General features: G+C 60.4%; 13 protein-coding genes. 9 read left to right on the top strand and 4 right to left on the bottom strand.

The genetic code is table 11. The annotated features are described in order from the left end of the window. Nucleotides 1-28 precede the first annotated feature (28 nt). Entirely contained in the window at nt 29-1678 is a 1650-nt protein-coding gene (locus tag ACYZT8_RS25985) for an acyl-CoA dehydrogenase family protein (RefSeq protein WP_461977003.1), read from the bottom strand. A 73-nt stretch (nt 1679-1751) separates the two neighbouring features. Next, nucleotides 1752-4136: a hybrid sensor histidine kinase/response regulator gene (locus ACYZT8_RS25990; RefSeq protein WP_461977005.1), complete on the bottom strand. Its 2385-nt coding sequence runs from the start codon at nt 4134-4136 to the stop codon at nt 1752-1754. Nucleotides 4137-4460: 324 nt separating this feature from the next. On the opposite strand from ACYZT8_RS25990, the gene ACYZT8_RS25995 reads away from it, so the two are divergent. The 4 genes from ACYZT8_RS25995 (at nt 4461) to ACYZT8_RS26010 (ending at nt 7993) form a co-directional block, all read left to right on the top strand. Then, on the top strand, nt 4461-5258 hold the full coding sequence (locus tag ACYZT8_RS25995) for a hydroxymethylpyrimidine/phosphomethylpyrimidine kinase (protein ID WP_461977007.1): 798 nt from the start codon (nt 4461-4463) through the stop codon (nt 5256-5258). 32 nt (nt 5259-5290) lie between these two features. Then, nucleotides 5291-5914 (top strand): thiamine phosphate synthase, encoded by a 624-nt coding sequence (thiE, locus tag ACYZT8_RS26000; RefSeq protein ID WP_461977009.1) that lies wholly within the window; start codon nt 5291-5293, stop codon nt 5912-5914. Between the two features lie 15 nt (nt 5915-5929). After that, nucleotides 5930-7213 (top strand): glutamate-1-semialdehyde 2,1-aminomutase, encoded by a 1284-nt coding sequence (hemL, locus tag ACYZT8_RS26005; RefSeq protein WP_461977011.1) that lies wholly within the window; start codon nt 5930-5932, stop codon nt 7211-7213. Nucleotides 7214-7438: 225 nt separating this feature from the next. Then, nucleotides 7439-7993 (top strand): tetratricopeptide repeat protein, encoded by a 555-nt coding sequence (locus tag ACYZT8_RS26010; protein WP_461955846.1) that lies wholly within the window; start codon nt 7439-7441, stop codon nt 7991-7993. A 173-nt stretch (nt 7994-8166) separates the two neighbouring features. Here ACYZT8_RS26010 and ACYZT8_RS26015 read toward each other — a convergent pair whose 3' ends face one another. Next, on the bottom strand, nt 8167-8496 hold the full coding sequence (locus ACYZT8_RS26015; protein WP_007894425.1) for a DUF1820 family protein: 330 nt from the start codon (nt 8494-8496) through the stop codon (nt 8167-8169). 134 nt (nt 8497-8630) lie between these two features. Between ACYZT8_RS26015 and miaB the strand changes: the two genes are divergently transcribed. From miaB to lnt, 5 genes are all read left to right on the top strand, one after another. Beyond that, on the top strand, nt 8631-9959 hold the full coding sequence (miaB, locus tag ACYZT8_RS26020; RefSeq protein ID WP_461977013.1) for a tRNA (N6-isopentenyl adenosine(37)-C2)-methylthiotransferase MiaB: 1329 nt from the start codon (nt 8631-8633) through the stop codon (nt 9957-9959). A gap of 243 nt (nt 9960-10202) precedes the next feature. Continuing rightward, the gene (locus ACYZT8_RS26025; RefSeq protein ID WP_461977015.1) at nt 10203-11207 is read left to right on the top strand and encodes a PhoH family protein; all 1005 of its coding nucleotides are present in this window, start codon (nt 10203-10205) and stop codon (nt 11205-11207) included. Next, entirely contained in the window at nt 11200-11694 is a 495-nt protein-coding gene (gene ybeY / locus ACYZT8_RS26030) for an rRNA maturation RNase YbeY (protein ID WP_461977017.1), read from the top strand. Before ACYZT8_RS26025 ends, ybeY begins: the two co-directional genes overlap by 8 nt. 5 nt (nt 11695-11699) lie before the next feature. Next, nucleotides 11700-12539, top strand: coding sequence for an HlyC/CorC family transporter (locus ACYZT8_RS26035; RefSeq protein WP_045062079.1), 840 nt, complete (start codon nt 11700-11702; stop codon nt 12537-12539). Between the two features lie 14 nt (nt 12540-12553). Then, entirely contained in the window at nt 12554-14077 is a 1524-nt protein-coding gene (lnt, locus tag ACYZT8_RS26040) for an apolipoprotein N-acyltransferase (RefSeq protein WP_461977019.1), read from the top strand. Nucleotides 14078-14213: 136 nt separating this feature from the next. On the opposite strand, the gene ACYZT8_RS26045 is transcribed toward lnt, so the two are convergent. Further along, nucleotides 14214-14975, bottom strand: coding sequence for a YdcF family protein (locus ACYZT8_RS26045; protein WP_461977021.1), 762 nt, complete (start codon nt 14973-14975; stop codon nt 14214-14216). Between the last annotated feature and the right edge of the window lie 24 nt (nt 14976-14999).

Raw genomic sequence — 14999 nt, forward strand, 5'->3', positions numbered from 1 at the left:
GGGTTTACCCCTTCCTTTCCAAAACACTTCAAAAACCCTGCGGAGTCGATCGAGCGACGATCGCTTCCACATCCAGCCCACGCGGCAACGCGCCATACACACGACCGGCCGAACCGAGGCGGCTGGCGATGAAGGCATCGCTGACCGCCGAGTTACCGGCCTCCAGCAGCAGCCTGGCCTGAAGCCCCAACGCAATATCTTCAGTGAGCTGCCGAGCGCGGTATTGAATATCGCCGGTGTCCTTGAACGCCGTCTGCAATTGGCTGATGTGCGCGGCCAGACGTTTATCGCCGTGACCATCACCCAACTCGCTGAACAGCACATCGAGCACACCCGGCTCCTTCGACAACGCTCGCAGCACGTCCAGGCATTGCACGTTGCCGGAGCCTTCCCACGTCGAATTGACCGGCGCCTCACGGTACAGACGCGGCAAGATGCTTTCTTCGACATAACCTGCGCCGCCCATGCATTCGGCGGCTTCGTTGATCATTGCCGGCGCACGTTTGCAGATCCAGTACTTGCCCACCGCTGTAACGAGTCGGGCGAATTTGGCTTCATGACTGTCATCCAGATGATCCAGCGCGTTGCCCATGCGCAAGCTCAAGGCCAGGGCCGCTTCGCTTTCCAGCGCCAGATCGGCCAGCACGTTCTGCATCAACGGCTGTTCGCTGAGCAGCTTGCCGCCGACCATGCGGTGGGCGCAGTGATGGCTGGCCTGGGTCAACGCCTGGCGCATCAAGGCGCTTGAGCCGACCATGCAATCGAAGCGAGTCATGGCGACCATTTCAATGATGGTCGGCACACCGCGCCCTTCTTCGCCGACCATCCACGCCAGCGCACCGCGAAACTCCACCTCGCTGGAGGCATTGGAGCAATTGCCGAGTTTGTTCTTCAGGCGCTGGATGTAGAACTGATTGCGTGTGTCGTCCGGACGATGGCGTGGCAGCAGGAAACAGGTCAAACCCTTGTCCGTCTGCGCCAATGTCAGGAAGGCATCGCACATCGGCGCAGAACAGAACCACTTGTGGCCCACCAACTCATAGGCTTGGCCCGGGCCACTGGCGCCCACCGGATACGCCTTGGTGGTGTTGGCCCGCACGTCGGTGCCGCCCTGTTTCTCGGTCATCGCCATGCCGATGGTGACACCGGCCTTGTGGGCCATGCCAACATTGCGCGAGTCGTATTCGGTCGAGAGGATTTTCGGCAGCCACTGCTCGGCCAGATCCGGTTGCAGGCGCATCGCCGGAACGCTGGCGAAGGTCATGGTCAGCGGGCAACCACTGCCCGCTTCGGCCTGGCTGTGCAGATACGTCATGGATGCGCGAGCCACATGGGCGCCAGACTGCGGATGCGCCCACGGCAACGAGGTCAAACCGTGCTCCACCGCCGTGCGCATCAACTCGTGATACGCCGGGTGAAATTCCACCAGGTCGATGCGATGGCCGTAACGGTCATGACTGACGAACACCGGTTTGTTTTGATTGGCAAGGAACCCTGCTTCCATCAGTGGCCCGCCGGCCAATGCGCCATACGCGTCGATCCGCGACTCGGCCCATCCGGCACCAAAACGCCGCGACCACTCCTGTAAAGGCAGGTCGATGCGATAGAGGTTGGTGCCGTCCAGCGACGGAGGCTGGTTGGTGACTTCGTGGGTTTCGGCGAACTGATGCAGGTTCATGACGGGGCTCCTTTGGTCAGCCAAGGCATTCAGTTAAGCACCGCCCCCTGACCGAACAAAGTGTCATACCCGCCTAAATGTCGGCGCTTTCGCCTTGCCCCGGATTGAGCACACGCCGATAGAGCGCCGCTTGCAAATCCTCGAATTTCACCGGTTTGCTCAGGTAATCGATCAAGGCGCCGGTCGGGCAGCGCTCCCGGTCGGCGCTCACGGCAACCACGAACACCGGCAACTCGGCACAACCCGGCAAGGCGCGGATCTGGCAGCACAGGGAGGTGCCATCCAGGGCCGGGGCCTGACAATCGAGCAGGACCGCATCGAAGGTTTCACGCTGCAAGAGATCGAGCGCGGCAGCGCCGCTGTCGGTAGCGCGCACCCGGAAGCCGAGCTTGAGCAACATGCCACGCATCACCAATTGGTTGATGCTGTTGTCATCCACCAGCAGCACCGTGCAGTCCTGGGGCAATCGAAGACGGGGAAACTCGCGGGTCATCAAGGGCACTGCCGACCGCTCGACCACGGGCAACTCAAACTCGACGTCCAGCTGGAAACGGCTACCGCTGCCGGGTTCGGAGCGATGGGTCAGACGCCCGCCAAGCAATTCGACCAGTTGCCGGCAGATCGCCAGGCCAACCCCCAGACCACCGTGTTCGCGGGTCATGGAACCGTCGAGCTGGAAGAAGCGCTGATACATCGTCGCCTCCCCCAGATCGGTAAAGCCGATACCGGTGTCGATCACCGCAAACGACAACGACACCCGACCGTTCTCCACCGGTTTGCCCGTCACACGCAGTGCCAGCCCGCCGACCCGGGTGAACTTGATGGCGTTATCCAGCAGGCACTCCAGGCATTGCGCCAGCTTGACACTGTCGCCGTTCAAGCGATCCGGCAGACCCGGCATCACTTCGACTTTGAAATCCAGCGACTTGCTTGAAGCATTGCCCTCGAACTGCGCGCGCAAGGTCTCGACCACGCCCCGCAAACTGAACGTTGCGGGACTGGCCTTGAGCTTGCCGGCCTGCAATTCGGTCAGAGTGAGGATGCCGTTGACCATGCGCATCATGTCCCGCGCAGAACCGGCGGCGGTTTGCTGGTATTGCTCCAGTTCCGCGTCCATCTCGACCGTCTGCATCAATTCAAGCGAACCAATCACACCGTTCATGGGCGTGCGCAATTCGTGGGTCAGGGTGGCGAGGAATTCGTCCTTGAGCTTGTTACTGTGAGCCAATTGCTGGTTCAGCACTTCGAGCTTTTGACCGGCATCGAACAGCGTCTGCGCCTGCTGCTCGCGCATGGCGTTGATACGGTCGGCCAAGGCCAGGGACAGCAACGCCACTTCGATGGCCGAACCGATCTGGCTGGAATACATCGTCAGGAACACGTTCGGCAGGTAACCCAGCACCATCATGGTGTTGACGATGCCGCCGAGCAGGAACGCCGACCAGGCGATGATGAAATACCGCGCCACCCGCAGGCCTCGCAACCAGGCGCACAACCCGGCGATGAAAATCACCACGGTGAAGACCAGCGCCAAGGCTGTCGCCAGACGCAAGGCCAGCGCGTAACTGGCCATCAATGACAACCCGATCACCACCGCACTGAACGCAATTAACGCCAACAATAAGCGGTCGAGCCAGCGACCGTGGCTGGCCGTCTGCAAGAAGCTACGGGCGAACTGGCTGCCGAATAGCCCTGCGCAGCCGATGAAAAACGGCGTCGCGGCGTTGGCCCACCACGGATTGTCCGGCCAGAAATACTCCACGGCGGCGCCGTTCACTGACAGCTGATACAGGCCGAATGAAGCGATGTAGAAAATGTAATAGAGGTAGCTGGTGTCGCGAACGCTGAGGTAGATGAACAGGTTGTAGACCAGCATCCCCAGCAACACGCCATAAATCAGCCCCAGCACATAAAGGCGGACCGGCTGCTCTTCGAGATAAGCGGTGCTCGACCACAAGGTGACCGGCGCCTGGATCGACCCTTCGCTTTGCAAGCGCAGGTACACCGTTTGCGCCTGGTCAGGCGTGAAATTCAGATCGAACAGGTAGTTGTTCTGGCGGAACTCGCGACTGGCGAACGGTAACGCATCGCCGGTTTGCCGGGCCAATCGAAAGTCACCGCCAGCATCGGGCAAATAGAGATCGAGGTGATCGAGGGGCGGATAGGCCAGTTCCAGCAGCCAGGTCCGTTGCGCCGCCGGGTTAGTCGGACGGTAATGCAGATCGATTTTCAGCCAGAATACCGAACGCGAATAACCGGCGTTGAGGGTGGCTTTATCGTGGGATTTGAAGTTTCCAGCCGCGGCTTGCGCACGAACATCGGCGATGGTCGCCTGACCGCCCGCGTCTTCGTACACCTGCAGGGCTCGGCCCAAGGGAAGGCTCTGGGTGAACTCATCGAATTCGACGGCGCTCGCCATGAGGGGCAAGCACAACAGCAGTATCAGCAAATAGCGCATTTAAGCCCCAGCGTGGCCTGTCCGGTTATCTCAGGAAGCCCCTCATTCCCTTTGAGTAGACGTAAAACCGGTATTACCTGTTATTGGTTTGGATCCACTCTAGCATAGCCGTTGATGGCCATTGAGCACCATTGAAACTTTTCCTACAAAGGCTCTAGTACGGGCGTTCCAGCGGCATGATTGGAGTAGATCTGTTTGTACGGTCAGCTTGTGACAATGCATCGGCCGTTTCACCCATTCCTGTAGCAGCCGAACGCAGGCTTCACCAGCGGCTACAAGTCCCTCTCATGACTCGTTGGTCGACTGGTGGTAAGCTCGCGCACCATGAATATCTACAGCTCTCGCCCCGTTGTCCTCTGTCTCTCCGGCCACGACCCAAGTGGTGGCGCCGGCTTGCAGGCAGATATCGAAGCCCTGCTCGCCCAGGGTTGTCATGCGGCCCCGGCCGTCACCGCCCTGACCGTGCAAGACACGGTCAACGTCACTGACTTTCGCGTGCTCGACCGCGAGTGGGTGTTGGCCCAGGCCAATGCCGTGCTCAACGACTCCGAAGTCGCTGCCGTGAAACTGGGCATGCTCGGTTCCCTGGAGATGGTCGACACCGTGGTCGAACTGCTCTCGGCGCACCCGCATTTGCCAGTGGTCTGCGACCCGGTGCTGCGCGCCGGTGGCGGCGGACGCCTGGGCAAGGATGAAGTCGGCTACGCCATGCGCGAACGCCTGCTGCCCCTGTCCATCATCGCCACCCCTAACCTTCCCGAAGCCCGCATCCTCGCCGAACTGCCCGAAGGCACCGCGGACGAGTGCGCTGAAAAACTCTTGCCGTTCGTCAAACACCTGCTGATCACCGGCGGCCATGGCGACGAACACGAAATCCACAACCGCCTGTACAGCCGCGACGGCCACCGCGAAACCTATACCTGCCAACGCCTGCCCGGCAGCTATCACGGTTCCGGTTGCACCTTGGCCAGCGCCCTCGCCGGTCGCCTGGCTCAAGGTGAAAACCTCGCCAGCGCCGTGCAGACCGCGCTTAACTACACTTGGCGTACCCTGCGTGATGCAGAGCAGCTGGGCAAAGGCCAGTTCGTGCCGCGTCGCCTGCCGCTGGATTTCTGTTCGTAACTTTCTATTCGCACTGCGGTGAGGCTTGTCCGATGAAACTACGTGGCCTGTACGCCATTACCGACAGCCAGTTACTGGCCGGTAAATTTCTCTCGTACGTGGAGGCGGCGCTGGAAGGCGGCGTCACCTTGCTGCAATACCGTGACAAAAGCAGTGACGAGGCCCGGCGTTTGCGCGAGGCCGAAGCCTTGCGCGATCTGTGCGAACGCTACAAGACACAGCTAATCATCAACGACGATGCCGAACTGGCCGCTCGCTTGAACGTTGGCGTACACCTGGGCCAGACCGATGGCCCGCTGTCACCGACCCGCGCCCTGCTCGGCTCAAAGGCCATTATCGGTTCGACCTGCCATGCGCAGCTTGAACTCGCCGAACAAGCGGCCAAGGAAGGCGCGAGTTATGTCGCCTTCGGCCGTTTCTTCAACTCCAATACCAAACCCGGCGCACCGACTTGCAGTCTCGACCTGCTCGACCAGGCCCGCAGCAAACTGCACCTGCCGATCTGCGCGATTGGCGGCATCACCCTGGACAACGCCGCGCCGCTGGTGGCCCACGGGGTCGACTTGCTGGCGGTGGTGCATGGTCTGTTTGGCGCCGACAGCACGGCTGAAGTGACCCGCCGCGCCCGCGCCTTTAACGAATTACTGAAAATCTGATTTGAGAGCCCGATCATGTCTCGTTCCGAAACCCTGTTTGCCAATGCCCAGAAACACATCCCCGGTGGCGTGAACTCGCCTGTTCGCGCATTCAAAAGCGTGGGCGGCACGCCGTTGTTCTTCAAACACGCCGAAGGCGCCTACGTCACCGACGAAGACGACAAGCGTTACGTTGACTACGTCGGCTCCTGGGGCCCGATGATTCTCGGCCACAGCCACCCGGACGTGCTGGACGCTGTGCGCAAACAACTGGAACACGGTTTGTCCTACGGCGCCCCGACCGCGATGGAAACCGAGATGGCCGATCTGGTCTGCTCGATCGTGCCTTCGATGGAAATGGTGCGCATGGTCAGCTCCGGCACCGAAGCGACCATGAGCGCCATCCGTCTGGCCCGTGGTTTCACCGGCCGCGACAACATCATCAAGTTCGAGGGCTGCTACCACGGTCACTCCGACAGCCTGCTGGTCAAGGCCGGTTCCGGCGCCCTGACCCAGGGCGTGCCAAGCTCGGCCGGTGTGCCGGCGGATTTCGCCAAACACACCCTGACCTTGCCGTTCAACGACATCGACGCGGTAGAAACCATGCTCGCCGACGTCGGCCAGGACGTGGCCTGCATCATCGTCGAGCCGGTGGCTGGCAACATGAACTGCGTACCGCCGGCGCCAGGTTTCCTCGAAGGCCTGCGGACCCTGTGCGACAAGTACGGCGTGGTGCTGATTTTCGACGAAGTGATGACCGGTTTCCGTGTCGCCCTCGGCGGTGCACAAGCGCACTTCGGCGTGACGCCGGACCTGAGTACTTTCGGCAAGATCATCGGTGGCGGCATGCCGGTCGGCTGCTTCGGCGGCAAGCGCGAAATCATGTCGCACATCGCGCCACTGGGTCCGGTCTATCAGGCTGGCACTCTGTCGGGTAACCCTCTGGCGATGGCGGCGGGCCTGACGACGTTGCGTCTGATCAGCCGTCCCGGCTTCCACGACGAACTGGCCGATTACACCAGCCGCCTGCTCGATGGTCTGCAACAGCGCGCCGATGCCGCGGGCATTCCATTCGTGACCACCCAGGCCGGCGGTATGTTTGGTCTGTACTTCAGCGGTGCCGACGACATCGTGACCTTCGATGACGTGATGGCCAGCGATGCAGCACTGTTCGGTCGTTTCTTCCACTTGATGCTCGAAGGCGGCGTGTACCTGGCGCCAAGTGCTTTCGAAGCCGGTTTCACCTCGATCGCTCACGGTGACACCGAGTTGAAATTGACGCTGGATGCCGCCGAGCGTGCATTCGCTGCGTTGAAATAACGTTGTGCCGCTGACGCTGGCGAATGCCAGCGTCAGCTTTCACCTGGATTTGCCCCCTTATTCCTGTGCTTCTGCTAATAATCTCCCGCAAAAGGGGCGATATATTCCCCGCGCAGCAGAAAAACGAGTAAAGACTTTGTAAGGTTGGCCCTGCTTATTTCATAATGCGCGCTTATTGGATCCCCTCGATGGGTCCGCGCGCCCTTCAGAGGTAAGTCGATTCCCATGAACCGCACCGGCCGCGCCCTTTCACTGGGCTGCCTGTTGCTCCTTCAGCCCCTGCTCGCGCTCGCACAAGCAGGCGGCAACTCGTTGTTAATCCCAGCGATGGGTCGCTGCACCCTCAATACTCAGCCGCAAGACCTGACGCAAGCGCTCGCTGCCTGCCAGAAAGCGTCGGATGAAGGGGATGCACAAGCGCAATACGAGTTGGGTGAGTTCTACTACGACGGCAAAAACACCCCGCGCGACCTCAAGATAGCCCTGGGCTATTTCGAAAAAGCCTCGCTGCAAGGCCACGCCCAGGCGCAATTCAAACTCGGCACCATGTTCTTTCACGGCGAAGGCGTGCCGGCCAATAACGTTCAGGCGTATATCGTGCTGAAAATGGCCGCGGTCAACGGCGCTGAAGATGCGCTGGATACGGCCGACGAAGTGGCCGAGAAGATGCCTCGCGAAGATCTCGAAGTCGCTACTCAGGTGCTCGGGCAAATTTTTCGCAAATATTTGATGGAACTGCAAAGCGCCGACGGGCGTACGCCTTTCTCGCCACTCCCCTGAAGCAAACACAGCCCCCTGTGGCGAGGGAGCTTGCTCCCGCTGGAGCGCGAAGCGGCCCTAAGTCCTGCAACTACTACCTTTCCGACACACCACACTCACAGGTTTTACGACTGCTGCGCCCGGGCGCGGATCGGCCGGCGGGAGCAAGCTCCCTCGCCACAGGAGCAACTTGCTTACTTCTCAGGCATCGGCATCGGAAACGGCATGACATTGCCGACCGCGCCTCGGGCTTCGCTGATTTTCGGAGTGCCCAGGCGTTCCACTTCGTCGATGCGCACAATCGAATGCATCGGCACGAAACTGCGCACCACGCCTTCGAACTGAGCTTTCAACTTCTCTTCGCTCGGGTCGACGACCACTTGCGTGCGCTCGCCAAAGACGAACTCTTCCACTTCCAGGAAGCCCCACAGATCACTTTGATAGATCTGCTTGGCATACATTTCGTACACCTGGCCCTGGTTGAGGAAAATCACCTTGTAGATTGGGGCTTCACGTTTGGTCATGGTGGGCGGGCAACACATCGGGGATAAAAATGAGGGCGCGAACTATAGCATAGCCACTGGACGCACAGCGGTAGGAACCTGGGGACATGTTCCCTATAATGCGCGGTTCTTTGAATCACGTGATGACTGTGTCCATGGCCAAGAAGCTTTACATCGAAACCCACGGTTGCCAGATGAACGAGTACGACAGCTCGCGCATGGTCGATCTGCTGGGTGAACATCAGGCCCTGGAAGTTACCGCTCGCGCTGAAGACGCCGACGTGATCCTGCTCAACACCTGCTCCATTCGCGAACGCGCCCAGGACCGGGTGTACTCCCAACTTGGCCGCTGGCGCGAACTGAAACTGGCCAACCCGGACATGGTGATCGCCGTCGGCGGTTGCGTGGCCAGCCAGGAAGGCGCCGCCATCCGCGATCGCGCCCCATACGTGGACGTGGTCTTCGGCCCGCAAACCCTGCACCGCTTGCCGGAAATGATCGACGCCGCGCGCGCCACCAAGCTGCCGCAAGTCGACGTCTCGTTCCCGGAAATCGAAAAATTCGACCATTTGCCCGAGCCGCGCATCGATGGCCCGAGCGCTTATGTGTCGGTCATGGAAGGTTGCAGCAAGTACTGCACGTTCTGCGTGGTGCCTTATACCCGCGGCGAAGAGGTCAGCCGGCCGTTCGATGACGTGATTGCCGAGATCATTCACCTCGCCGAAAACGGCGTGCGGGAAGTGACGCTGCTGGGTCAGAACGTGAACGGTTATCGCGGGAAGACTCACGACGGACGCCTGGCGGATCTCGCCGAGCTGATCCGCGTGGTGGCCGCCGTCGATGGCATCGACCGGATTCGCTACACCACCTCACACCCGCTGGAATTCTCCGACAGCCTGATCCAGGCTCACGCCGATGTGCCGGAACTGGTGAAACACCTGCACTTGCCGGTGCAATCGGGTTCGGACCGCATTCTCTCGGCGATGAAACGCAACCACACCGCGCTGGAATACAAATCCAAACTGCGAAAACTGCGTGCCGCCGTGCCGGGGATCTGCATCAGCTCTGACTTCATCGTCGGCTTCCCGGGCGAGACCGAAAAAGACTTCGAACAGACCATGAAGCTGATCGAAGACGTCGGTTTCGACTTCTCCTACTCGTTCGTCTATAGCCAGCGCCCGGGCACCCCGGCGGCAGACCTGGCCGACGAGACGCCGGAAGAACTGAAAAAAGAACGCCTGAACGCGCTGCAACATCGCCTGAACCAGCAAGGCTTCGAAATCAGCCGACAAATGGTCGGTTCGATCCAGCGGATCCTGGTGACCGATTACTCGAAAAAAGACCCTGGCGAGCTGCAAGGCCGGACCGAGAATAATCGTATCGTCAACTTCCGCTGCGACAATCCAACCTTGATTGGCCAGTTCGCCGACGTGCACATCGACGCCGCGCAGCCGCACTCGCTGCGGGGCTCGCTGGTCCAGTAACAGATTCCGGAAACATCAAGGATCCTGTGGGAGCTGCGGTGCGACGATTCGACTTGCCAGCGATGAGGCCATCAACTCCGACAAATTTGTCGCCTGTTGCACCGCCATCGCTGGCAAGCCAGCTCCCACAGTGGATTGCATTGTTCTCGAGAATGGGCTTATCCATTTAAGAGCTTTCGCACCCGCGCCACTGGCGTTATCCTTGATTTCATCTTAATTGCCCCAGGGCGGCTAAATACGACCTTGAACGCACCCATAGAACCACATCGTTTTATCCTCGAGCCCTTTGAGGCCCGTCGCTTCGCCAATCTGTGCGGGATGTTCGACGAGCACCTGCGCCTGATCGAGCAACGCCTGACCATCGAGATCCGCAACCGCGGAAACCAGTTCGAGCTGATCGGCGACCCCAAACACACCACCTCCGCGGAAAACCTCCTGCGCCGTCTGTACCGGGAAACCAAGGGTACTGAACTGTCGCCGGACATGGTTCACCTGTTCCTGCAGGAATCGGCCGTCGAAGAGCTGGACAACGTCTCCCCGTCCGAACCCTCCGTCGCCCTGCGCACCAAAAAAGGCATGATTCGCCCTCGCGGCTTGAATCAGCTGCGCTACGTGAAGGAAATCCTCGGTAACGACATCAATTTCGGCATCGGCCCGGCCGGTACCGGCAAGACCTATCTGGCCGTTGCCTGCGCGGTAGACGCGCTGGAACGCGAGCAGATTCGGCGCATTCTGCTGGTCCGCCCGGCGGTTGAGGCCGGCGAAAAGCTCGGCTTCCTGCCGGGTGACCTGTCGCAAAAGATCGACCCGTACCTGCGCCCGCTCTACGACGCACTCTACGAGATGCTTGGCTTCGAACACGTCGCCAAACTGATCGAGCGCCAGGTCATTGAAGTTGCGCCCCTGGCCTACATGCGCGGTCGCACGCTGAACAACAGTTTCATCATCCTCGACGAAAGCCAGAACACCACCGTCGAACAGATGAAGATGTTCCTGACCCGGATCGGCTTCGGCTCTACGGCCGTCATCACCGGTGACATTACCCAGGTCGACCTGCCGAAAGGCACCAAATCCGGGCTGCACCATGTGATTGAAGTGCTCAAAGACGTACCGGGCATCAGCTTCACCCATTTCGAGTCCAAGGACGTTGTGCGCCATCCACTGGTGCAACGCATCGTCGAAGCCTACGAGCGCTTCGAGAATCGCGTGGCAGACGAAACGCCAAAGGACAGCCGCCGCGATGCTTGAGCTTGATCTGCAACTGGCTACCCAAGCGCCTGCCCCCAGCGAAGCCGAGTTCCGCCAATGGTGTGAACTGGCCCTGCGCCAGCGCACCGCCGACTCTGAAATGACCATCCGCTTGGTCGATGAAGAAGAAGCCCGCGAACTGAACCACACTTGGCGGCAGAAGGATTACGCCACTAACGTCCTGTCGTTTCCTGCCGATGTGCCTGACGAGTTTCTTGACATCCCGCTGCTGGGCGATCTGGTGATCTGCGTGTCGGTGGTCGAGCGCGAAGCCGCCGAGCAAGGCAAGGAACTAAAGGCCCACTGGGCACATCTGGTGATTCACGGCTGCTTGCATCTACTGGGTTACGACCACATAGATGACGACGAAGCCGAAGAAATGGAAGCACTGGAACGAACGTTGCTTGCCGAGTTGGGCTATCCCGACCCTTATGCGGACGACGAAACAGACACAACCCCTATCGTTACAACAAAGGATTCAGAGTAATCGCTATGAGCGAAGATCGATCGAGCAACGGGCAAAAGTCTTGGCTGGGTAAGCTCACCCAGGCTTTTGCCCACGAGCCGAAGAACCGCCAGGAGCTGCTGGAGCTGCTGCGCGATGCACACCAGAACAAACTGTTGGACAGCGAAGCGCTGGCCATCGTTGAAGGCGCCATCCAGGTTGCGGACCTGCAAGTACGGGACATCATGGTCCCACGCTCGCAGATGATCAGCATCAAGGCGACCCAGACACCTCGCGAGTTCCTGCCGGCCGTGGTCGACTCGGCCCACTCCCGCTACCCGGTCATCGGCGAAAGCCATGATGACGTGATGGGCGTGTTGCTGGCCAAGGACTTGCTGCCGTTGATCCTCAAGGAGAACGGCGACAGCTTCAACATCAAGGACTTGTTGCGCCCGGCCACCTTCGTGCCGGAGTCCAAGCGCCTGAATGTGCTGCTGCGTGAATTCCGCGCCAACCATAACCACATGGCCATCGTCATCGACGAATACGGCGGCGTGGCGGGCCTGGTGACCATCGAAGACGTACTGGAACAAATCGTCGGCGACATCGAAGACGAGCATGACGTCGAAGAAGACAGCTACATAAAGCCGCTGCCCAGCGGTGACTTCCTGATCAAGGCCCTGACGCCGATCGAGAACTTCAACGAGTTCTTCGACAGCGAATTCTCCGACGATGAGTTCGACACCGTTGGCGGTCTGGTGATGAGTGCGTTCGGCCACTTGCCAAAACGCAACGAAATCACTGAAATCGGCCCCTATCGCTTCCGCATCCTGAACGCCGACAGCCGTCGGATTCACTTGCTGCGCCTGACACCTATCGCCCGGTAATTCTAAGGACTGAAATGCATCGTATGACCCGCCCCGGCTGGCCCGGTAACCTGCTGGCCGTGGCGGCCGGTGCACTCACCACCCTGGCCCTGGCGCCATTCGATATCTGGCCGCTGGCATTGCTGGCGGTCGGCTTCTTTTATGCCGGTTTACGCGAGCTGAGCCCCCGTCAGGCCTTGGGCCGTGGCTGGTGTTTCGGTTTCGGCCTGTTTGGCGCCGGCACCAGCTGGATTTATTACAGCATCCACCACTTCGGCGGCGCTTCGGTGTTGCTGGCCGGTTTCCTGATGCTGATCTTCACGGCGGCGATTGCCTGGTTCTTCGCCCTGCCCGCCTGGATCTGGGCGCGCTGGCTGCGTCGTAACGAAGCGCCGCTGGCGGATGCCTTGGCGTTTGCAGCGCTGTGGGTCGGCCAAGAGGCGTTTCGCGGCTGGTTTCTCACCGGTTTCCCGTGGCTCTACTCCGGCTACAGCCAGCTCGACGGCCCCTTGGCCGGGCTCGCGCCGGTCGGCGGGATGTGGCTGATCTCCTTCACCCTGGCCCTGACGGCTGCGTTGATCTACAACGCGTTGCGTCTGGTGCGTACGGGCCGTAAAGGTTTCATCGCCGCCGGTGTCTTGCTGTTGGTCGGCCCCTGGGTGGCCGGCATGGCGTTGAAAGAACATGCCTGGACCAGCCCGGCGGGTCCGGCGCTGAGCGTCGCAGCCATTCAGGGCAATATCGAACAAAGCATGAAGTGGGACCCGGCACAGCTCAACGCGCAGCTGGCGCTGTACCGCGACATGAGTTTCAGCTCCAAACCGGTCGACCTGCTGATCTGGCCGGAAACGGCCGTCCCGGTGCTCAAGGAGTCCGCCGAGGGCTACCTGAACATGATGGGAAATTTCGCCGCAGAGCGTAAATCTGCGCTGATTACCGGCGTACCGATCCGCCAGGAAGTCCGCCACGAGAAGCGCTTCTTCAACGGCATTACCGTCATCGGTGAAGGCGACGGCACTTATCTCAAGCAGAAGCTGGTGCCGTTTGGCGAATACGTTCCGTTGCAGGATGTGTTGCGCGGACTGATCGCGTTCTTCGACCTGCCAATGTCCGACTTTGCCCGTGGCCCGGCTGACCAGGCCATGCTGCAAGCCAAGGGCTATCAGATCGCACCGTTCATCTGCTACGAAGTGGTCTACCCGGAATTCGCCGCCAGCCTGGCGGCTCGCAGCGATTTGCTGCTGACCATCAGCAACGACACCTGGTTCGGCACCTCCATCGGCCCGCTGCAACATTTGCAGATGGCGCAGATGCGCGCGCTTGAGGCAGGCCGCTGGATGATCCGCGCCACCAACAACGGTGTGACCGGCCTGATCAACCCGTTCGGTCAGATCACGGTGCAGATTCCGCAGTTCGAACGCGGCATCCTGTACGGCGAAGTCGTGCCAATGCACGACCTGACGCCTTACCTGGAATGGCGCTCGTGGCCGCTGATCATACTTTGCGTGTTGTTGTTTGGCTGGGCGCTGGTGGCGAACCGGATGGCCAAGACTGTTTAAACCCACACCAAATCGTTCCCACGCTCTGCGTGGGAATGCCGCCATGGACGCTCCAGCGTCCGCTTCGGATGTGACGCGGAGCGTCACGGGATGCGTTCCCACGCGGAGCGTGGGAACGATCAACATCTTTTGATGTTCAGCGGTAAAACATCGAGTAACCGATCTGCCCCACCGCCTCGTTCAACAATTGCCCGCTCTGCCAGATCGACTTGAATTCCGGCATCCAGCCGCCCAGCGGTCGGGCATTGTCCACACCTAGAAACCCCACTGGCGCCGGCACCACTTCAAATCCCGCCCGCTGGAAACTCCAGACCGATCGCGGCATGTGCCAGGCCTGAGTCACCACCACTACCCGTTTGATCCCCTGCGGCAACAACACCTCAGCGCTGAACTGCGCGTTCTCCCAGGTCGTGCGGCTGCGCCCTTCCTGCCAACGCACGGTCACGCCGAAATCATCGAGCAACGAATCCGCCATCAACTTTGCTTCAGAGGGCGGCGTGCCGTAATGCAGGCCGCCGCTGGTAAGAATGGGCAACCCGGAAGCCTTGGCCAGGCGTGCCGCATAACGTTCACGCTCCAGACCAATACCCGTCGGCTGATCAGCCCCCCAGGCAATATCGCCACGTTCACGCCCAGAGCCCAGCAGCACAATCGCATCCGCACGCTGACTCAGGGTGGTCCACTCCTCGCGCGCCAGCGGCGGTTCACTTTCCAGGGCCTTGGCGCCGTACTGCACCACCACCGGCAGACTCATCAAAAAGAAGCCGCCGAAACCCAAGGCAAAGCACACGCCCGCAAGCCTCGGCCTTGAGCGGCGAAACCACCACGCAAGCGCCAGCAACAGCAAAAGAATGCCGGGAGGCAACAGAAGTTGTTTCACGAAATAGCGAAAAGGCATCGAGCATCTCCATAAGATGCCCGA

It is taken from the genome of Pseudomonas sp. LB3P93, assembly GCF_054898025.1.

What these genes read in the sequence shown, in the direction of transcription:
- thiE (WP_461977009.1), top strand. Translation starts at nt 5,291, where the DNA reads ATGAAACTACGTGGCCTGTACGCCATTACCGACAGCCAGTTACTGGCC.
- ybeY (WP_461977017.1), top strand. Translation starts at nt 11,200, where the DNA reads ATGCTTGAGCTTGATCTGCAACTGGCTACCCAAGCGCCTGCCCCCAGC.
- ACYZT8_RS25985 (WP_461977003.1), bottom strand. Translation starts at nt 1,678, where the DNA reads ATGAACCTGCATCAGTTCGCCGAAACCCACGAAGTCACCAACCAGCCT.
- ACYZT8_RS26045 (WP_461977021.1), bottom strand. Translation starts at nt 14,975, where the DNA reads ATGCCTTTTCGCTATTTCGTGAAACAACTTCTGTTGCCTCCCGGCATT.
- ACYZT8_RS25990 (WP_461977005.1), bottom strand. Translation starts at nt 4,136, where the DNA reads ATGCGCTATTTGCTGATACTGCTGTTGTGCTTGCCCCTCATGGCGAGC.
- lnt (WP_461977019.1), top strand. Translation starts at nt 12,554, where the DNA reads ATGCATCGTATGACCCGCCCCGGCTGGCCCGGTAACCTGCTGGCCGTG.
- ACYZT8_RS26015 (WP_007894425.1), bottom strand. Translation starts at nt 8,496, where the DNA reads ATGACCAAACGTGAAGCCCCAATCTACAAGGTGATTTTCCTCAACCAG.
- ACYZT8_RS26035 (WP_045062079.1), top strand. Translation starts at nt 11,700, where the DNA reads ATGAGCGAAGATCGATCGAGCAACGGGCAAAAGTCTTGGCTGGGTAAG.
- miaB (WP_461977013.1), top strand. Translation starts at nt 8,631, where the DNA reads ATGGCCAAGAAGCTTTACATCGAAACCCACGGTTGCCAGATGAACGAG.
- ACYZT8_RS26010 (WP_461955846.1), top strand. Translation starts at nt 7,439, where the DNA reads ATGAACCGCACCGGCCGCGCCCTTTCACTGGGCTGCCTGTTGCTCCTT.
- ACYZT8_RS25995 (WP_461977007.1), top strand. Translation starts at nt 4,461, where the DNA reads ATGAATATCTACAGCTCTCGCCCCGTTGTCCTCTGTCTCTCCGGCCAC.
- hemL (WP_461977011.1), top strand. Translation starts at nt 5,930, where the DNA reads ATGTCTCGTTCCGAAACCCTGTTTGCCAATGCCCAGAAACACATCCCC.